The sequence below is a fragment of the Parasphingorhabdus sp. genome (assembly GCF_039982395.1).
Classification (GTDB): domain Bacteria; phylum Pseudomonadota; class Alphaproteobacteria; order Sphingomonadales; family Sphingomonadaceae; genus Parasphingorhabdus.
Map to the genome: position 1 here is coordinate 527,349 of NZ_JBDWYO010000001.1, position 18,255 is coordinate 545,603.

Genomic DNA, 18,255 nt, shown 5'->3' on the forward strand with positions numbered 1-18,255 from the left:
CTCGCAGGACAAACCATCATCGCGGATGGTGGATTGCTGCTTTAGCTTAAGGTGAAGCTGGGTGCCCCGAATCGATGCGCACAGCCTTGCCGACCCACCAAAAGAACAGCGCAGCCATGTTCAAGCTCACGACCGCCACCGAAATGACAGAATAGTTAAGCGACATGGTGCCGTAAGAGTTAGCCCAATTGTCGCTCATCACTCCGATGAGCGCAGGCCCGATGCCGTAACCGAGTAAATTGGTCAACAGGCTGCTGATCGCTCCAGCCGTGCCGCGTTCCGTTGGCAAGACCGACGACTGGACCAACGAAATCGCTGCGCCTTGCGTCGATACCAGCAGTATATAGCCGCAGATATAAAGGGCGAGCGTCATTTCCAGGCTGTTTGACAACAGGCAGAACGTCCAAAAGGGTATCGTCAGCAACACGGCAAAAGCACAATACCATGGCCGCCATTTCGGATTTTTCTTCGCTAGAAAATCGGCAAGAAATCCGCCCAGAATCATCGCAGGCACGCCGCCAACAAGCAGGGCCCCTCCCAGATACACACCTACCTCTCCGGATGTGACTCCAAAATTACGCATCAAAGTCGGGGCAAGCCATATGGCAAATGCAAAGGAGGGAATATTGGTGAAGGCATTGGCCAGAACGACCCGGAAGAATATATTGTTCGCCCACAGCGACCGCATAGTGGTCATGAACGGTTCTTGCGTGTCGACACCTTTGCTTGGACCGGACAGCTCAGCCGCTTGTTGGTAGAAACGACCACGCCTGGGTTCACGGATGGTCAAATAAATCACCACACCCAATAAAATGCCTGGCACGCCCAAAATCACAAAAGTCCATCGCCAGCCATATACTTCTGCGATCAAACCACCCGCCGCATAGCCGAGCGCCGGGCCGAGCACTGCTCCGACTGCGAATATCCCCATTGCCCGGGACAATTCATGCGGTTCAAAATAGTCTGTTATGATGGACGCAGAAGGCGGGCCACCGCCGGCTTCGCCGACCCCGACGCCCAATCGGGCCAAAAGCAAGGTCCAGAAACCAACGGCAGCGCCACATAGCGCCGACATCAGACTCCACAAGGACAAAGAAATGGCCACCATCGTCTTGCGATTGGTGCGGTCAGCCAAACGTCCGGCCGGAACGCCGAGAAGCAGATAGAAAACCGTAAACGCGGTGCCCGCCAGCAAACCGATTTGCGTGTCGCTCAGCGCAAATTCGGCTTTGATGTCTTCGATCAGAACCGACATCACTAAACGATCGGCGATGTTGAACATGAAGGTCAACATCAGCATGGTCAGGACATAATAGCGATAGACACCGCCGCCGGTCGAAACGGAACTTTTGTTCATTTGCATCCTCTCCAAAGGATGACAACGGCCTAGCGTGAAAAAGGGGACAGAACCAGCATGGCTCTATCCCCTTAATTGATAGGACTATTTCGGATCAGTTAAGCTGCGGTCAGTGCAACGTGCCGCCGCATGTGATGATCAACACTGCCAAACTCTCCCTCAAAGATCGACAGGCGTTTGAAATAACTGCCCACAGCAAGCTCGTCGGTCATGCCCATGCCACCATGGGTCTGAATCGCGGACTGACCGACAAAACGCGCGGCCTGGCCGATGCGAACCTTGGCTGCTGACACGTTTTTCATGCGGGTCGCATCATCTTCGTCAAGCTTGATCGTCGCAAGATAGCACATTGACATCGACTGCTCATATTCCATCAACATGTCCGCCATGCGGTGCTGAAGTACCTGGAAGGAGCCGATCGGCGCACCAAATTGTTTGCGCTGACGGGAATATTCAACCGTGGTTTCGTTGGTCACTTTCATCGCGCCAACCGCTTCGGCGCAAAGCGCGGCGGTCGCCTCATCCATGACTTTCTCGATCAGCGGCAGGCCATTGTCGGCATCGCCAATCAAAGCATCGCCGGAGACTTTCACATTTTCGAAATAGACTTCCGAAGCCCGGCGGCCATCGACTGTTGCATAATCGCGCGTGCTCACGCCTTGTGCGGCTTTATCGACAACAAATACGGACACGCCGTTCTTGTCCGTCTGCCCGCCTGATGTGCGAGCCGTAACCACCAGATGCGTGGCCCAAGGCGCGCCGATGACAACCGCTTTATGACCGTTGAGAACATAGTCCCCGCCATCGGCCTTTGCGGTTGTTTCGAGGTTGGCCAGATCATAGCGACCACGCGGTTCTGCATAAGCAAATGCAAAAACCATCTCGCCGGAAATAATGCCGCCGATATATTCTTCACGCTGCGCGGCATTGCCGCCATGTTTCAGAGCGCCACCAGCACAGACCACGGTCGGAATGAAAGGCTCGACCGCGAGGCCTTTGCCAAATTCTTCCATGATGATCATGGCTTCGGTCGCGCCGCCAAATCCACCATCTTCTTCTGAAAACGGCGCAGCCAACATGCCGAGTTCGGCCAATTGCGCCCAAAGCTCTGGTCGCCAGCCCGCTTCGCTTGCGATCACGCCACAGCGCGTATCCCAGTCATATTGTTCGCGGATCAAGCGTGAAATGCCGTCACGCACCATATTTTGTTCGTCGGTAAAATCGAAATCCATTTTGGTTCCCCTATATCGTCCCGGTTAAAGGCCGAGGATCATTTTCGTGATGATGTTGCGCTGGATCTCGTTGGATCCGCCGTAGATCGAAGTCTTGCGCATATTGAAATAGGTCGGCGCCGCATGATGGGCGTAATCCGGACCAATCGGGAAGTCATTCGAACCATCATCCGGGAAGCTGCGGAAGTCGGGCGTACCATAATGGCCAACCGCTTCCAGAGTCAGTTCCGTCAGACGCTGCTGAATTTCCGTCCCCTTGACCTTGAGCAAAGAGCTTTCCGGTCCCGGGCCCTTGCCAGCCTGCTCACCGGCCAATGTCCGCAACTCGGTGATTTCGAGAGCCGATAGATCAATCTCCAACTGGCTGATCTTTGTGGCGAAACCCATGTCTTCAATCAATGGCTTGCCATCCAGCATTTCGGCTTCAGCAATTTCCTTGAGCTGTTCGACGCCGCGCTTGGAACGGGCCACACCGGCAATGCCAGAGCGCTCGTGCGCGAGCAGGAACTTGGCATAGGTCCAGCCCTTATTCTCTTCACCAATCAAGTTGGTCGCTGGCACGCGGACATCGGTGAGCCACACTTCGTTGACTTCATAACCGCCGTCGATGAGCTTGATCGGGCGGACTTCAATGCCGGGAGTCTTCATGTCGACCAGAATGAAGCTGATCCCCATTTGTGGCTTCGGTGCGTCCGAGTCGGTGCGGCAAAGGAAGAAACCCCAATCGGCGTGCTGCGCCAATGTGGTCCAAGTCTTCTGGCCATTGATGATATAGTCATCACCATCACGAACCGCAGTGGTTTTCAGCGACGCCAGATCCGAGCCAGCACCGGGTTCCGAATAGCCCTGACACCACCATACTTCGCCGGACTGGATGCCTGGAAGATGCTGTGCTTTTTGCTCTTCATTGCCAAATGTGTAGATCACTGGAGCAACCATCGCGACACCGAAGGGCAAAGGCATCACGGTGTTTTTCCGCGCATTTTCTTCTGACCAGATATAGCGTTGTGTCGGCGTCCAGTCGGTTCCGCCATATTCCGCAGGCCAAGCCGGCGTCGACCAGCCCTTTTTGCCGAGAATCTTGTGCCATGCGAGCATATCCTCGCGGCTCATTTCATCTTGCACACCGCGAGTCCCGATATGCTCCGGGTAATTATTTTCAATAAAATCACGCACTTCGGCGCGAAACGCCTTTTCTTCTTCTGTGAATTCCAGATTCATGGGAGAGCTCCTTGGTCAGAATTTGGCCGGACTATAGGACGAAAACCGCGCAAAACAAGCAATTAACCGAGCAATTAAGCTGACGCTACGGCAGCGCCGGATCAGCGCGGTCCCGTACACTATTCATGTGGGGAAAACTTGTCCTTGCGGCGCTTGCCAAACCTCATGCTGCGCTCCAGTCGGGCGCGCAACGCTGTATAATATGCCTCAAGGAAAACACGCTCGTCGCCGCTGCCCGGCTCCCAACCAATTTTCGCACAGATGGAGTTTGCCACTTTCTCCAGGGCTGCATCCTGACCGCTGCGCAGGACATTTTCCAAAGTTTGCAATTCATATTCGCCATAGACCGACAGATCGTCATCGGAAAATTGATAGCGCGATGCCGGCGCGGCGCTTCCGGGTTCTGCCGATGTTGCCGCCGGGGCTACGATATCTCCCAGATTCTTTTTAACATTCTGGATCACCCACGTTCCGGCAATCACGTCGCCGCCCCGAAGCCGGTCCTTGTTGAAAAGCGGAAATAGCAGAAACATCAAAACCCAGAGAAAGCCGGACCAGGCCGTCAAATCGGTCATGGTTCCGCTGGCTTCGCCCGAACTGATAAACATCAGAGGCAGGAAAAGTTCAACATCGCGGACAATATTCCGCGCAATTACCGATTCCGCCGTCAATCGGCCGCCATCTCTTGCCGCCACTCTGATGCCTACGGCCCGTTTCCCCCAAGTTGCAGCCCGATCGCCCAATTCAAAATACAGAAAATAGGCATTGCGAAACAGGAATATAGCAATGATCCAGACGACAATCAGAAACTGAAATGGCCCGCTGGCATTTTCCAGATCGCCTTCAACCGCCACCCCTAGAGCCCATAAGAGCAATAAACCGATCACCGTCACCAGAAAAATCAGACCCAATATGATAGCAATGTCGAGCGCAAGCGCTGCTGCCCTTGCGCCCGCCGCAGCCACCGTAACGTTCAGCGACACACCTTCAGGTGTGACCATAACCCGGTCCAGTTTCGGGTTGGCCGATCGCCGGATCCATGGCTCAACGGAGCTGCTATCGCTCATGCACCTGGTCTCCGTCGTTCACGGCCAAAGCCGACAAAATAGATGAGCCACAGAAGCAGCATCGAGCCGCCTACAGCGAAGCGACCGGCCGTATTGTCAATCAACTGTCGGGCAAAGCCTTCGAGCAACCCGGCGCAGATCAGCATGACGATGACGCCCACCATGACAAGCGCCGCCCTTTTACCCGCATCGCTTGCGGCTTTGAGATGCGACTTTCCTCCAGGAAAAGCGATTGAACGGCCAACATGAATGCCCGCAGCGCCAGCCAGAAGAATGGCGAAAAGCTCGGTTGTCCCGTGAATGGACAGCCAACCAATGAAATCAACCGTCAGACCCCGTTGCGCAAACACCCAGATCATTGCGCCGAGCAGCGCCATATTGTGAACCAGCAGCAATATGCTCGGGATCGCGAAGGCAAAGCCAAGCGCAAAGGCGAGGATCGCGACCTGCGCGTTATTGCTGAACAAAAATGCGGCAAAGACACCCAGTCCTTCCTCGTCTTGCGATCCAAAAAGTGTGCCGCGCAAGGCTTCCTCGGTTGCCCCCGGCACACGAACGTCCGACATGTCTCCCGGCACCAAAGCATAGAACCAGTCACTGTCTCCCGCGACCAATATATACCCAACCGCCGCGCCAGCGATCATCACGAATAAAGCAATCCAGATGTCGAACTGGATCGCGCGGACCGCCCGACTCCAACCGCCGCCAAAGAAGCTGGAAAGCCAGCGGCCGAAACTGGTCTGGGTGCCGTAGACCAAAAAATAGGATCGCAGCGCCAGCCCCTCAAGATAGTCGATCAGGCCAGCATCAAGGGAATTTTCTCTCGCGATCGAGAGGCTCGACAAGAGCGTCCGGTATAACGTCGGCAGAGCCAGCACATCATCATCCGAAAGGCGGCGGGCCTTGCCCTTTTCCATTTTCGTCACAATCTCTTCCAGCCGGACCCAGTCGGCTTCCCGTTCCAGCCGGAAACGGTCGCTGCGCAGCATCGCTGCGCTCAACATTTGATCCGTGCTCACAGCTGGCCTCGCCTTTTGATGTTGAGATAGCCGTTGATGAGACGGGTTCCGATATCCTGGTGCGCGCCTTCAATCACGTCGATCCCCATATGTTTGAGCTTGGTCACAACCAGTTTTTTCTGATCGAGGAGATTCTGTGCCGTCACCGCCCGCGCAACATCTTCTGCGCTTTCGGGAGACTTGGTGATAAGCTCCGTCAGTTCCCGGTCTTCCAGAACCACGAACAGCACCAGATGCTTGTCAATCAACCGCCCCGCCGCTTCAAGCATCAACTCGGCCGCTGTCGGATCGGTAAAATCGGTGAATATGATAATCAACGAGCGTCGCCGGAGCCGGCCCTGCAACGTTGACAGCGCCAATGTATAATTGCTCTCCTGATGCCGATAATCAATCGTCGCGGCTTCCTGTTGCAGCCGAAAAAAATTGCGGCTGCCAGAAAGAAACGGCGTCGACAATTCCGGCTTTGCAGCAAAGCTGAACAGGCTGCTCCGGTCACCCGCCTTCAAGCTAATATATGCGGTCAGCAAAGCTGCAGACACAGCGCGATCAATACGCGGCAGGCCGTCAATCGGTTCGCACATGGAAGAACCGCAATCCAGCGCGAAGACAATTTGATTGTTCCGTTCGGTATCATATTCCTTGGCCAGCAATTTGCTGTGACGCGCTGATCCCTTCCAGTCGATACTGCGACGGTCCATGCCAGGCCGATATTCCGCAAGCGCCTCAAATTCGCTGCCTTCGCCACGGAATTTCCGGGCGAGTAAACCGAATAGGGAATCCTTCAGAAACATCTGGATGGTCGGGCTGCGCACAGCTGAAATGTTCGGAATCACCGCCACTGACTGCGCGCTTTGCTTTTGAATCTGACGCCACGCGAGACCAAGCGGCCCTTTCCATCTCAGCCAAAGCTTGCCGACTTCCGCTGTCCCGCGCCGGGCAGGAACAATGGTCGCTTGGCCCGCAAAACCATCCTTCTTGGCTTTGTCGCGTACGAGCGAAAATTTGACCGTTCCCCCTTCCGCCAATCGCTCGTCCATCCCGAGATTGCCGAACACATTTTGCGGAGCGATCTTACCGTGAAAGTCCGCCTCTAGGCCCAATGTCATGGGCGTTCCAATTTCGGCACTGTCGGCCACCGCGAGCCGAACCTCATTCGCCTTGGCAGCAACCAGTCCGTCGAGCATCAGCAGACAGAGAAGCATCAGCGCCCAGGCAGCCCCGATGGCCCATAGAGACGGGATGATCGCCGCCAGCACGGCGGCAATCGGCGCCCCTAATGCAATGAGCCAGATGGCCCGACCAGTGGGGTAAAAATTCAACGGGGTGCTTCCGTCCGTTCAACCAGACCCGTGATAATATTATCGACCTGCCGGCCTTCAATTTCCGCAGCCGGAGAGAGCATTGTGCGGTGGCGCAGCACCGATGGCGCTAGCGCTTTCACATCATCAGGGATCACATAATCACGCCCCGAAATGGCAGCCCTTGCGCGCGCTGCATTGGCCAGCATGATCGCGGCGCGCGGACTGGCTCCATTTTCAAGGTCAGCCGTCTCGCGGGTCGCGCGAATCAGGCTCACCACATAATCGACGACATCATCCACCAACTTCACCGACTTCACGACCTCGCTGGCGGCGGCGAGTATTTTGCTGTCAGCTTGCTTTTCAATGCCGAAATCTGCCGGTGTCGATGCGCCAATGCGTTCGCCATATTGGGCAACAATCTTCTTTTCCTCTTCAACCTCTGGATATTCGACCAAAAGTTTGAACAGAAAGCGATCAAGCTGGGCCTCCGGCAGCGGATAGACGCCTTGCTGCTCGATCGGGTTTTGGGTGGCAACAACCATGAATTGTGGACTCAGAGCATGCGTCTCGCCATCAATCGTCACGGATCGTTCCTGCATTGCCTCGAGCATCGCTGCCTGCGTCTTGGGCGGGGTCCGGTTGATTTCATCGGCGAGCAACAGGTCGCAAAAAATCGGCCCCCGGGTGAGCGTGAAGCTGCTGGTCTGGAAATTGAAAAGATTGGATCCGATAATATCACCGGGCATCAGATCCGGGGTGAACTGGACACGCCCGAAATCGAGACCCAATGTCGCGGAAAAAGATTGTGCGAGAAAAGTTTTGGCAGTCCCCGGCGGGCCTTCGAGAAGCACATGGCCAGAAGAGAAAAGCGCGATCAGAAGATGATCGACAATGTCCTCCTGTCCGATGATTGCCTTGGCCACCTGGCCCCGGATATTATCCGCCAGAGTTTTCAGTTCGTCGATGTTCATCCGATAATTTCCTTTTTCCAGGCGTGGAGGGCCGCGGCCCCGTCGGCGATTTCTTGAGGTTTTTGAGCGCGAACCAATTGTTGGAACAATGCAGAGAAACGGTTGCCGTCACTTTCTCCCAGCGCATCCAGCTTTGTATGGATTTCCTGTTCGTCGGCTTGCGGATTGATTCCGATGGCTTCGGCCGACTCCGTTCGAATCATTTCGGCATAGGGATCGGTCACCAAATATCCGCGCTGCATCCGGTTGATGAAAGCAGCGCTGTTGTTGACCAACGCGGTTTTGCCAAAATCGATACTACGCCGCTCCGCGATTGGCGGTCCAAAGCGGTTAAATGCCATCCAAGCCGCTGCCAATGCCGCTATGACCATACAAATGGTGGCCGACAGAAAGGGCGGCGTAAACGCCAGGGTCAACAAATTCTCCGGACTCCCCAGCCCGTTGAGCGTCAAATCAAAAGTCACATCCTCTCCGTCGGCAAGCGACGCTGCCCTGATCAACGCGAGCGCGTGACGAGCCGTCTGCTTTTCGGCCATCCCAGCGTTGTTCAAAAGATCGGCATCGGCAACGATGATCACGGGATAGAAGGATTCATCAATCTCTTCTTCGTCGATGATTTGCGATTCATCCAGACTATCCAGTTGCGCATAAACACCGCCGTCATCGAGATAGGCGATCAACGCGCCCTGGGTAGACGGTTCGCGCACAATTGCTCGGATGAAATCACCTTTGATGGTCACTGGCATCGCGGGGGTTTTGATCGTCGTGCCAAAAGCCGATTCCATCGGTTGGCCAGCGGGAATTTTGTCTTCGATCCTCAGGTCAGCCTCGGCCAGCTCGGCGAGCATTTCTGTTCCCGGCTCCTCACCCCAAACATCACCGCGCACCACCCAGCCCTTTTGAAGCGTCTGGCTCTTCGAGACTTGCCATTTCGGCAATATGATCATCGTCGGCCCAACATAGGCACGTTGCTGGACGATGGCGTCAATATCTTCGGCCGAGGCGTTGGGCCTAGGCGTTAAAACCAGCAGACCGGCTTTTTCCAAACCTGCCTTAGATCGCGAATATCGAACCGGTATACCGGTATTTTCGAGCAGGTTGGCCAGCGCCTTATAGCCGACGCTGCTGTTGGACGCACCATGTGCTTCGCCATTGTTGCCCGATGCCAAGCGGTTCCCCATGCCCAGTCCATAAAGGAGGAGGACGAAAGCCGCGAAGCCGACAGCGAACATGATGATGATCGTGGTGCGCTGGAAAGGATTGGACTGGACGCTCATCTTTTCGCCACCGCCCGCCAAGTCTCCTTCAGCGCAAAACCGGCATAAGCATCGCGCGACGTCTGCCACCCGGCCTCGTCAATCGGCAGGGCTGCAAACAGACCGCGTTCAACCTGCTCCGCGATCACCGCAAACATTGTACGCGAAGCTTCGGGCAGACTGTCAAACCGTTCAATTTCGCGTGATGTATTGGATGGTCGCAACAGATCTGGGCGACGTTTCTCAATATCCGCTATGCTGCGATGCAGCAACAGACGGACCGCTTGGTCAAACTGACCTCTCGACGCCAATGCCTCCGCCTCAGCAAGCAATTCCCGGGCGGCGGCCGGTTGCGGTTGCCAAACGTCCTCCACTATAGGCTTTCTCCCGCGCCATTGCTCTAGATAGGGCGACAAGATCACCCACAATAAGGTCAGCACGCCAAACGCAAGCAAAACCAGCAAAATGATGCGCAAAACCGGCCATGCTGCCGCAATTGCTTCCATCACCGGCGCGAGAAAATCACCCAGGGATTCAAGGAAGTCGCGCCACCATTGCGGAATCTCCGGAGCTTTGGGCGGTTCGCTGGGTGTAAATTGGATGTCATCATCCGCGCGCACATCGCCCCATGCATCGTTGAACGAAGCGTTGCTATTGTCACCCTGTTCTTGTGCGTCCGTTGCCACGCTTTGGATTTCGCAGAAACAAACCGATTGGGCAAGTCCGAAGATCGTTGTTTTGTAAAGCTTTACCTTGGGTTCAATATCTGACAACTTGGGTACGAATAAAGACAAGGGGAAATGGAAATGGCAGACGCAGCAGAGCATTTGGATATTGGCCGGGTGATGAACAACACCTTTGGGGTGATCAAACGCAATCCGTTGATTTTTTTGGGTCTGTCATTTTTGATCGTCGCACTGCCACAGGCGCTGATTCAAATGGCAACCGGCGTATCGGCCGCCAGTGGCGGCGACGCGGAAGCTGTGTTTGAGATGTTCAATTCCCCATCGGTCATTGTCACCGCAGCGGCCGGATGGCTCCTGCTGATCATCTTTTCGGTTTTGCTGCAGGCGACCTTCATCATCGCTACGGTCAAGGACCTCAACGGCCAGCAGGTCAGCCTTGGCGAATGCATCAGCCAGGCGATTGGCAAGATATTGCCTTTGATCGGTCTGGGCATATTGATGACCATCGGTATCATGTTTGGCATGATATTGCTCGTCATCCCGGGCCTCATTCTCGCACTGATGTGGATTGTCGCCTCGCCGGTAATGATGGCCGAAGACAAAGGTATTGTAGAGTCATTGAAACGAAGCGCCGAGTTGACCAAGGGTTCCAAACGCTGGATTGCCCTTTTGTTCGTCGTTTATATGGTTATTGCCGTGGTTCTAGGCTTTTTGATGGTGCCGTTCACTTTTGCTGGTACTGTTGCGGTGGGACTGGTGGGCCTTGTCATCAACACGCTGACGGGCGCGATACAGGGCACCGGTATTGCTGCGGTCTATGTTGACCTTCGTATCGTGAAAGAAGGCGGGAATACGGACGCACTGGCAGACGTATTCGCCTAATTTGACATATTTGACACCGCCTAGCGAATAGATTGGTTGGCATGATAAGCGTCCTTGCCTATCGGTTGCATATTGCCATTCAAACATCCGGGTGAAAATTCCATGATTATGCTGAACGTCAACGGGCAGGACAAAGAGGTCGATGCCGACCCGGCAACGCCGATTTTGTGGGTCGTACGGGAAAAGCTGAAAATGCCGGGCACCAAATTCGGTTGTGGCATCGCGCAATGCGGGGCCTGCACGGTGCATCTGGATGGCAAACCCATCCGCAGCTGCTCGACCCCAATTTCTGCGGCAGCAGGCAAGGCTCTAACCACGATCGAAGGCATAGCCAGCGAAGACGGAACATTGCACAAGGTCCAGCAAGCCTGGATCGAAGCGCAGGTGCCGCAATGCGGCTATTGCCAGTCCGGCCAGATCATGGCGGCAGCGGCGTTGTTGAAGAGCAACCCGAAGCCAACCGACGCACAGATCGATAGCGCGATGGCGGGCAACGTCTGCCGTTGCGGTATGTACGGCCGCATCCGCAGCGCAATAAAGACGGCAGCCGGAATCGAACAACCGTCGAAAGTGGAGGCGTAGATCATGGGAAAATGGTCAAGACGTGCCTTCATCGGAGCCGGCGTAGCAGCTGGCGGCGCTTTGGTGGTCGGCATTGCTGTCCGGCCGGGCAATCCGACAGACAAGCTCAAGCCATCTGTGGCCAGTGGCGATGGGGAACAGCTGGTCAACAGCTGGGTCAAAATTGCGCCGGACAACACCGTCACCGCCATCGTTCCCCATGCAGAAATGGGTCAGGGTGCACACAGCGTGCTGGCGCAGATGCTGGCCGACGAGCTGGATGCGGACTGGGACAAGATTGAAATTCTCGAAGCACCTGGCCTGCCCGATTATGCCGGTGCCGATATCGTACGAGACTTCCTCGCGCCCACGCTTCAAGTCCCCAATATTCTTGAGCCGACCGTTCAGGGCGGTTTTCTGACGCTGGCTGACATGATGTCGATCGGCTTTACCGGCGGTAGTTTTTCCATTCGTGGCGCAGGACAGCGCAGTATCCGCATGGCCGGTGCAGCAGCCCGGCAAATGCTGATCGCTGCTGCGGCTGACAAATGGGGCGTTGCGGCTGAAGAAATTACAACTGCAGACAGCCTACTAAACCACCAGCCCTCTGGCCAATCAGGCACCTATGGCGAATTTGCCGAAGCCGCCGCAGAGCAATCGCTGCCCGTTAAACCGAAGCGCAAGGCCATCAACGAATATAAGCTGATGGGCAAGCCCATCCCGCGCAAGGATATCCCGTCAAAGGTCGATGGTACCGCCAGCTTCGGCATTGATGTCGAAGTTGAAGGCATGAAATATGCGGCGGTCAAGGCGCCGCCAGTGATTGGCGCCAGCGTTGAAAAAATCAACGCCACGACAGCCAAATCTATGCCCGGTGTCCTGCAAATTTTGAACATGGGCAATTTTGTCGCGGTCATCGCCGATGGCTATTGGCGGGCGCAACAGGCCCTTAGCACCATTGAAGCGACCTATTCTGTTACCGAGGCAGACACGCTCGATACCGAAGCCATATTCGCGCGCTATGCGGCGGCGCTTGACGAAGCCGGCAAAGATGGCGGCGATTTCGAAACCGAAGACGGCGATGCTATCGGCGCAATGGCAGAGGCGGCAAAAACCCTGAAGGCTGAATATAGGGCGCCTTTTCTGGCCCATGCCACGATGGAGCCAATGAACTGCACCGCCCAGGTCACGGACGATCGATGCGATCTTTGGCTCGGCAGCCAAAACCCTCTAGGTATGCGCCGAGAAGTTGCCGATGCGCTCGGCATGGATGAAGACAGCGTGCATGTCGAAAATCAATATCTTGGCGGTGGTTTTGGACGGCGATCCTATACCGATGTTCCGATCATGGCAGCCCGGCTTGCCAAAGCGGCGGGCTATCCAATTAAAATGATCTGGTCCCGTGAAGAAGACACGGCACAAGATTATTTCCGTCCTTCGGCAACCAGCCGCTTCGAAGCAGGCCTGGATGCCGATGGAAAATTGATCAGCTGGGACAATATCCATGTCCATCTGTTCGATCCGTCCGAAGCGCCGAAGATAGACCATTATGCGGTTGCCAATAAGTTGATCCGCAAAGTCGATGTCCCGATGCATTTGCGCTTTGGCGCATGGCGATCCGTAGATCACAGCCAGCAGGCCTGGTTTGTCGAAAGCTTTATAGACGAAGTGGCGGCAGAGTCCGGAAAGGACCCGCTAGCGTTGCGTCAGGAATTGCTGGCCAATGAGCCACGCCTTCTTACCGTGCTCAACAAGGCGGCCGAAATGGCCGATTGGGGCGGTTCGATGCCCGAGGGCCATGGCCGCGGCATCGCGCTGGTGCCAGGCTTTGGTTCGATCGTAGCGCAAGTGGCCGAAGTCGACATGACCGGCAAAAAGCCGCACGTGACAAAAGTCTATTGTTGTACCGATGTCGGCTTTGCGATGAACCCCGATGGCGTCATTGCGCAAATGGAAAGCGCCATTGTCTATGGCCTGACCGCAGCGCTCTACGGCGACATTACCGTCAAGGACGGAGCGGTTCAGCAAAGCAATTTCCACGACTACCCCATGTTGCGGATCGACGAAATGCCAGAGGTTGAGGTGGCCTTGATCAACGGGGATCCCGAACGGATTGGCGGCGCAGGGGAGCCCGGACTGCCGCCGATCGCACCCGCCGTGACCAACGCGATATTCGCGGCCACGGGCAAACGGATCCGCGAGCTGCCCATTGCCAAGCATGATTTTGCCGGATCGGAGACCTGAAATGCTGAAATTGATTCGTGCGGTCGCCCTGCCTTCCCTCTTTGCCCTGACGGCTTGCGGCACGGATCCCGCGCCCGAACCGGTAGAGCAGATCATCGTTCGCGAACCCGGAGCGGCGCCGGCAGCAACCGCTGCGGCTTCTGTTGCCAACGATCCTGCCGCCACACTCATCGCAGAAGGCAAAGCAGCCTTTGCCAATTGCGCCGCCTGCCACACAGTGGAGAAAGGTGCGGCCAGCGGCGCCGGCCCCAATCTCTTCGGGATTGTCGGTACAAAGGCTGGCCAAGTCGCTGGATTCAGCTATTCGGACGCTCTGAAAGCGTCAGGCATCACCTGGACCGCATCGGAACTTAATGGCTATATCGCCAACCCGGCAACGAAAGTCCCGGGCACGACAATGATCGCCGGAGCCATTGCGGAACCGGCAAAAAGGCAAGCGGTCATTGCCTATATCGAGAGCGTTGCCGCCAATTGAGCAGCAACTCCGGCATCATGCTGGCACTGTTGGCGGCCGGCCAATCCCGCAGATTCGGCGGTCGAGACAAGCTCGGCGCATTGCTGGGCGACAAAATGCTTGGACTGCATGCAGCAGAGACCGGAGCAACCTCTCCCTTCCGGCATAAGCTGGTGATCGGTTCACCCGATCATCCCTGCGCGGCACAATGGAGCGATCTCGGCTATCGAATCATTGCCAATGAGCAAGCGGCCATGGGCCAAGCAACATCGGTCCGGCTTGCCGCGGCTAGCGCGATTGAAGCAGGAGCGGCAGCGCTTTGCATCATGCTGGCCGATATGCCCTTTGTGACCAGCGACCATATCGGCAGATTGATGAAGGCCTTCGAGACAACAGACGGAACAACCATCTTGGCTTCCAGCCGCAATGGACTAGCGATGCCGCCAGCAATATTTCCTCATCGGACGCTGGAGACATTGCTGGCGCTGGAAGGGGATGCTGGCGCTCGAACCTTGTTGGAGGACGCCCAATTGATAGCCGGTGACGATCCCCTGTTGATGGACATTGATAGCGAAGCGGACTTGGCTCAAGCCCATATCATGGGGCCTGGCGTCCAATAATCACCGGTCGAACAAAGGTCGGGAATCAGCCAGAAAAACGTCTGGCCTGGCCTGCAGACCTTCGATGATCTTATATTTATGCCATGCGCCAAACAGGATCAAAATGCGCTTCTCTTCTCCCGTCACCGCATCAAGGGCGGCGTTGATATTCTGAAGGTGGGCGGCATTGATAGCGCGCCATCCACCGGGGCCCAGATCATTGCCAAAGAGTCGCTCGTAGATCTCCTGACGATCTTTCACCGCCGCATCATAGCCGTTCGAATGGATGAACAGAGGATCATCTGAACGGCCCAAAACCGCATTGCCATAACGCTGGATGGCGGTTTGATAATCCGTCCAATCCTCCGCCCGCGCCGGATCGGCTTCCAGCCGCCTCAATATAGCCCGTCGGTTGCCGGCAATATCTGCCGTCCAGGCGGCAACCGGCACCATGGTAAAGCCCATTTGGCTGCGCAACGGAAACACGACTTCTGTCAGTTCCGGAAAATCATCGGCCCGGCTTTCACGCACATCGCCAAATTGGTCGAAATTCATGGAGGCTGTGGCAAAGCGATCAGGCGGCAATTCCACCAGCACGATATCGGGGTTAAATTCGATCATCGCACCGCGCAAAATGTCGAGCGAATAAGCTTCGCTGCTGCGGTGCTGCCCATGAATGGCACCAACCACCGCGACGATGGTTGCGCCTTGCCGCGGAGAATCAGCCGAAGGCGCCGTACATGCTGTCAGCCCAAGGAAAAGAACGAATAGACTGGCAGCCCATGGCCTCATTCACGATCCAGTCTTTGACCCAGTTTCACGAAAAACAGGATCAGGAAGGGCACCAGCAAGAAGGACAGAACCACCTTGGCCGACCCTTGGCCGAGCAACAATTCTCCAATCGGCCGCTCTCCATAGAAGGCGATGCTGATGAAAATCAACGTATCAACTATCTGCGACAACGCGCTGGCAATGGCGGCACGCAAAGCCAGCAGGCCGCCCTTCATATTGGCCAGGCGGGAAAAGATATAGACATTGAGAAATTGCGATACGCCATAGGCGATGATCCCGGCGAACATCAGGCGCGCGCCCTGCGACAGGATGATCGGAAACGCTTCTTTGGCCGGTTCGTACATCCCCGGATCGGTCGGCAGCGCCAAGACGATCTGAATCAGAACAATCGCCGTGATCAAAGGAATGAAACCGAGGCGGACCAAACGGTTCGCCACTTCACGACCGTGCAATTCGGCCACCGAGCTGGACAGTACCACCAGAAGCAGAAATGGAAATATCCCCGCTTCCACGGCCAGCGGGCCGATTGCGACCTGCTTCGCCCCCAATATTCCGGCAATGCAAGTCATGCCGCCGTAGAGAACAGCAAATACAAAAAGAGATCGGGGGATGAGGTTGGTTTTTGAATTTTCGGTCATTGCAATTGCCTAGCGCGGTCGGCGACGAAAAAAAAGAAATAGTAACACAGCATACTTTTTCTATAGGAGATGCAAATGGACGATAGCAGACCGCGACCGGCTTTGTCGCGCGATCGGGGGAAGTTTTGCAGAGACTAGCAGTTTATTGTGGCGCCAACGCGGGCCAGGACCCGGCTTATGCTGAAGCGACGATCTCGCTCGGCAAAGCCATGGCGGCGCGTAATGTTGATCTCGTCTATGGCGGCGGCCGGCTCGGTTTGATGGGCATTATCGCCGACACCGTGCTCGCGGATGGCGGCAAGGTCCATGGCGTGATCCCGGAAATGCTGAAAGATCTAGAGGTCGCGCACAAGGGCGTCACAGAGCTTCACATCGTCCAGAATATGCACGAGCGCAAAGCCAAGATGACCGACCTAACCGATGCATTTGTTGCTTTACCCGGTGGTGTTGGAACGATGGATGAATTGTTTGAGGCTTGGAGCTGGAATGCACTCGGCTATCACAACAAGCCCTTCGCCATACTGAACATCGCCGGTTATTGGGATTCGCTCATCTCCTTTCTCGACACAATGTCGGAACAGGGTTTCGTATCTGCCGAACGCCGCAAGCAATTGATCATAGCCGACACTATCGAAGACTGCCTCGACCGCCTTGCAGCCGCCTGCACATCAGAGACAGGCAGTTTTACCTGGTGAATTTCGCGCAGCCCAAAAATTTGACCGGGAGACTCCCATGATACCGATCCTGACCAGCATTGCCGGCATGGCATTGATCCTGCTGATAGCCTTTGGCCTCTCGACCGGACGGCGGAACATCAAGCTCCGCGTGGTTGGCGCTGCCTTCGCGCTGCAAGCAGGTATCGCGATCATCGTGCTCTATATACCAGCCGGAAAACGGATCATCGAGGCCATGGCTTTCGGCGTGTCAAATCTGCTGGGCTATGCTTCGGCTGGCACCAATTTCATTTTCGGGCCGCTTGCCGATCCGTCGATTGGCGGCAATAGTTTTGCGATTGCCGCGCTGCCGGTGATCATCTTTTTCTCGGCGCTGATTTCGATCCTCTATTATCTCAACATCATGCAGTTCATCATCAAATGGGTGGGCGGTGCGATCCAGAAAATCACCGGCATTTCAAAAGTTGAATCGCTCTGCGCCGCCGCGAATATCTTCGTCGGCCAGTCTGAATCGCCATTGGTGATCCGTCCCTATCTCGCTAGCTTGACCCAGTCACAGCTGTTCACGGTGATGAGCGTTGGCATGGCCGGCGTGGCCGGAACGATTTTGGCCGCTTATGCTGCCATGGGCATCCGCATCGACTATCTGCTTGCTGCAGCCTTCATGTCGGCTCCGGGCGGAATCTTGATGGCCAAGATCATCATGCCGGACAATCCCGAAGATCCGGATCCCGAAGAGTTGGTTGTTTCCGTCGAATATGAAGACGAGAAGCCCGCCAATATCATCATGGCAGCGGCCATGGGCGCACAAACCGGCGTCAAGCTGGCTGTCGCGGTCGGCGCAATGGTGCTGGCTTTCGTAGCATTGGTCGCGCTCGCCAATGGAGTCCTCGGCGGCATTGGCGGATGGTTCGGCATGCCGGATCTCAGCTTCCAGCAAATCATCGGCTATATTTTTGCGCCGATCATGTTTCTGCTCGGCGTGCCTTGGGAAGAAGCGCTCAACGCGGGCGGACTGTTTGGCACCAAAGTGGTTCTCAACGAATTTGTTGCCTTCATCGAACTGGGCAAAATGCAGGAGGGTATTTCTCCTCTGACCAACGCTATTGTGATCTTCGCCCTATGTGGTTTCGCCAATTTCAGTAGCATTGCGATCCAGCTTGCCGTGACCGGCGGACTGGCGCCCAATCAGCGTCCGGTCATTGCCCGCCTGGGCCTTCGAGCGCTGGCCGCCGGATCGTTGGCCAATTTGATGAGCGCGGCGCTCGCCGGTATCTTCCTGTCGCTCGGCTGATTCATCG

At 55.8% G+C, this 18,255-nt stretch carries 18 protein-coding genes; 7 read left to right on the forward strand and 11 right to left on the reverse strand.

The features are described 5' to 3' along the window. Nucleotides 1-46 precede the first annotated feature (46 nt). From ABJV08_RS02615 to ABJV08_RS02655, 9 genes are all read right to left on the reverse strand, one after another. Complete coding sequence (locus ABJV08_RS02615; protein WP_348038825.1) at nucleotides 47-1,357, reverse strand: MFS transporter; 1,311 nt, start codon at nucleotides 1,355-1,357, stop codon at nucleotides 47-49. A 98-nt stretch (nucleotides 1,358-1,455) separates the two neighbouring features. Then, the gene (locus tag ABJV08_RS02620; RefSeq protein WP_348038823.1) at nucleotides 1,456-2,589 is read right to left on the reverse strand and encodes an acyl-CoA dehydrogenase family protein; all 1,134 of its coding nucleotides are present in this window, start codon (nucleotides 2,587-2,589) and stop codon (nucleotides 1,456-1,458) included. Nucleotides 2,590-2,613: 24 nt separating this feature from the next. Further along, nucleotides 2,614-3,810: an acyl-CoA dehydrogenase family protein gene (locus ABJV08_RS02625; protein ID WP_348038821.1), complete on the reverse strand. Its 1,197-nt coding sequence runs from the start codon at nucleotides 3,808-3,810 to the stop codon at nucleotides 2,614-2,616. Nucleotides 3,811-3,929: 119 nt separating this feature from the next. Continuing rightward, complete coding sequence (locus ABJV08_RS02630; RefSeq protein WP_348038819.1) at nucleotides 3,930-4,877, reverse strand: RDD family protein; 948 nt, start codon at nucleotides 4,875-4,877, stop codon at nucleotides 3,930-3,932. Continuing rightward, nucleotides 4,874-5,881, reverse strand: a complete 1,008-nt coding sequence (locus tag ABJV08_RS02635; RefSeq protein ID WP_348039304.1) for a stage II sporulation protein M — start codon at nucleotides 5,879-5,881, stop codon at nucleotides 4,874-4,876. Before ABJV08_RS02635 ends, ABJV08_RS02630 begins: the two co-directional genes overlap by 4 nt. An 11-nt stretch (nucleotides 5,882-5,892) precedes the next feature. Beyond that, complete coding sequence (locus ABJV08_RS02640) at nucleotides 5,893-7,215, reverse strand: DUF58 domain-containing protein (RefSeq protein ID WP_348038817.1); 1,323 nt, start codon at nucleotides 7,213-7,215, stop codon at nucleotides 5,893-5,895. After that, on the reverse strand, nucleotides 7,212-8,168 hold the full coding sequence (locus ABJV08_RS02645; protein WP_348038816.1) for a MoxR family ATPase: 957 nt from the start codon (nucleotides 8,166-8,168) through the stop codon (nucleotides 7,212-7,214). The genes ABJV08_RS02640 and ABJV08_RS02645 overlap by 4 nt, the downstream gene beginning before the upstream one ends. After that, nucleotides 8,165-9,445, reverse strand: coding sequence for a DUF4350 domain-containing protein (locus ABJV08_RS02650; RefSeq protein ID WP_348038815.1), 1,281 nt, complete (start codon nucleotides 9,443-9,445; stop codon nucleotides 8,165-8,167). Before ABJV08_RS02650 ends, ABJV08_RS02645 begins: the two co-directional genes overlap by 4 nt. After that, nucleotides 9,442-10,110 carry a hypothetical protein gene (locus ABJV08_RS02655; RefSeq protein WP_348038813.1) on the reverse strand — a complete coding sequence of 223 codons (669 nt, stop codon included), beginning with the start codon at nucleotides 10,108-10,110 and terminating at the stop codon, nucleotides 9,442-9,444. The genes ABJV08_RS02650 and ABJV08_RS02655 overlap by 4 nt, the downstream gene beginning before the upstream one ends. Before the next feature lie 120 nt (nucleotides 10,111-10,230). Here ABJV08_RS02655 and ABJV08_RS02660 point away from each other — a divergent pair, with 120 nt between their 5' ends. From ABJV08_RS02660 to ABJV08_RS02680, 5 genes are all read left to right on the forward strand, one after another. Next, entirely contained in the window at nucleotides 10,231-10,992 is a 762-nt protein-coding gene (locus tag ABJV08_RS02660) for a hypothetical protein (protein ID WP_348038811.1), read from the forward strand. 102 nt (nucleotides 10,993-11,094) lie between these two features. Further along, nucleotides 11,095-11,574 carry a (2Fe-2S)-binding protein gene (locus ABJV08_RS02665; RefSeq protein ID WP_348038809.1) on the forward strand — a complete coding sequence of 160 codons (480 nt, stop codon included), beginning with the start codon at nucleotides 11,095-11,097 and terminating at the stop codon, nucleotides 11,572-11,574. Nucleotides 11,575-11,577: 3 nt separating this feature from the next. Further along, nucleotides 11,578-13,797 (forward strand): molybdopterin cofactor-binding domain-containing protein, encoded by a 2,220-nt coding sequence (locus tag ABJV08_RS02670; RefSeq protein WP_348038807.1) that lies wholly within the window; start codon nucleotides 11,578-11,580, stop codon nucleotides 13,795-13,797. A gap of 1 nt (nucleotide 13,798) precedes the next feature. Continuing rightward, nucleotides 13,799-14,272, forward strand: coding sequence for a c-type cytochrome (locus tag ABJV08_RS02675; RefSeq protein WP_348052680.1), 474 nt, complete (start codon nucleotides 13,799-13,801; stop codon nucleotides 14,270-14,272). After that, the gene (locus tag ABJV08_RS02680; RefSeq protein ID WP_348038803.1) at nucleotides 14,269-14,871 is read left to right on the forward strand and encodes a nucleotidyltransferase family protein; all 603 of its coding nucleotides are present in this window, start codon (nucleotides 14,269-14,271) and stop codon (nucleotides 14,869-14,871) included. Before ABJV08_RS02675 ends, ABJV08_RS02680 begins: the two co-directional genes overlap by 4 nt. Here the strand turns inward: ABJV08_RS02680 and ABJV08_RS02685 are convergent, their stop codons facing one another. Further along, complete coding sequence (locus ABJV08_RS02685) at nucleotides 14,872-15,642, reverse strand: hypothetical protein (RefSeq protein WP_348038801.1); 771 nt, start codon at nucleotides 15,640-15,642, stop codon at nucleotides 14,872-14,874. Further along, nucleotides 15,639-16,280, reverse strand: coding sequence for a queuosine precursor transporter (locus ABJV08_RS02690; protein WP_348038799.1), 642 nt, complete (start codon nucleotides 16,278-16,280; stop codon nucleotides 15,639-15,641). The genes ABJV08_RS02685 and ABJV08_RS02690 overlap by 4 nt, the downstream gene beginning before the upstream one ends. 125 nt (nucleotides 16,281-16,405) lie before the next feature. On the opposite strand from ABJV08_RS02690, the gene ABJV08_RS02695 reads away from it, so the two are divergent. Together ABJV08_RS02695 and ABJV08_RS02700 are read left to right on the forward strand one after the other, a co-directional pair. Then, a complete protein-coding gene (locus ABJV08_RS02695; RefSeq protein WP_348038797.1) occupies nucleotides 16,406-16,975 on the forward strand; it encodes a TIGR00730 family Rossman fold protein in 570 nt (189 codons plus the stop codon). Between the two features lie 40 nt (nucleotides 16,976-17,015). Beyond that, nucleotides 17,016-18,248 (forward strand): NupC/NupG family nucleoside CNT transporter, encoded by a 1,233-nt coding sequence (locus ABJV08_RS02700; RefSeq protein WP_348039303.1) that lies wholly within the window; start codon nucleotides 17,016-17,018, stop codon nucleotides 18,246-18,248. Nucleotides 18,249-18,255: the final 7 nt, after the last annotated feature.

Excerpts from the sequence above, each read along its gene's own strand:
- ABJV08_RS02615 (WP_348038825.1), bottom strand. The coding sequence starts at position 1,357 with ATGAACAAAAGTTCCGTTTCGACCGGCGGCGGTGTCTATCGCTATTAT.
- ABJV08_RS02620 (WP_348038823.1), bottom strand. The coding sequence starts at position 2,589 with ATGGATTTCGATTTTACCGACGAACAAAATATGGTGCGTGACGGCATT.
- ABJV08_RS02625 (WP_348038821.1), bottom strand. The coding sequence starts at position 3,810 with ATGAATCTGGAATTCACAGAAGAAGAAAAGGCGTTTCGCGCCGAAGTG.
- ABJV08_RS02630 (WP_348038819.1), bottom strand. The coding sequence starts at position 4,877 with ATGAGCGATAGCAGCTCCGTTGAGCCATGGATCCGGCGATCGGCCAAC.
- ABJV08_RS02635 (WP_348039304.1), bottom strand. The coding sequence starts at position 5,881 with ATGTTGAGCGCAGCGATGCTGCGCAGCGACCGTTTCCGGCTGGAACGG.
- ABJV08_RS02645 (WP_348038816.1), bottom strand. The coding sequence starts at position 8,168 with ATGAACATCGACGAACTGAAAACTCTGGCGGATAATATCCGGGGCCAG.
- ABJV08_RS02650 (WP_348038815.1), bottom strand. The coding sequence starts at position 9,445 with ATGAGCGTCCAGTCCAATCCTTTCCAGCGCACCACGATCATCATCATG.
- ABJV08_RS02660 (WP_348038811.1), top strand. The coding sequence starts at position 10,231 with ATGGCAGACGCAGCAGAGCATTTGGATATTGGCCGGGTGATGAACAAC.
- ABJV08_RS02665 (WP_348038809.1), top strand. The coding sequence starts at position 11,095 with ATGATTATGCTGAACGTCAACGGGCAGGACAAAGAGGTCGATGCCGAC.
- ABJV08_RS02670 (WP_348038807.1), top strand. The coding sequence starts at position 11,578 with ATGGGAAAATGGTCAAGACGTGCCTTCATCGGAGCCGGCGTAGCAGCT.
- ABJV08_RS02675 (WP_348052680.1), top strand. The coding sequence starts at position 13,799 with ATGCTGAAATTGATTCGTGCGGTCGCCCTGCCTTCCCTCTTTGCCCTG.
- ABJV08_RS02685 (WP_348038801.1), bottom strand. The coding sequence starts at position 15,642 with ATGAGGCCATGGGCTGCCAGTCTATTCGTTCTTTTCCTTGGGCTGACA.
- ABJV08_RS02690 (WP_348038799.1), bottom strand. The coding sequence starts at position 16,280 with ATGACCGAAAATTCAAAAACCAACCTCATCCCCCGATCTCTTTTTGTA.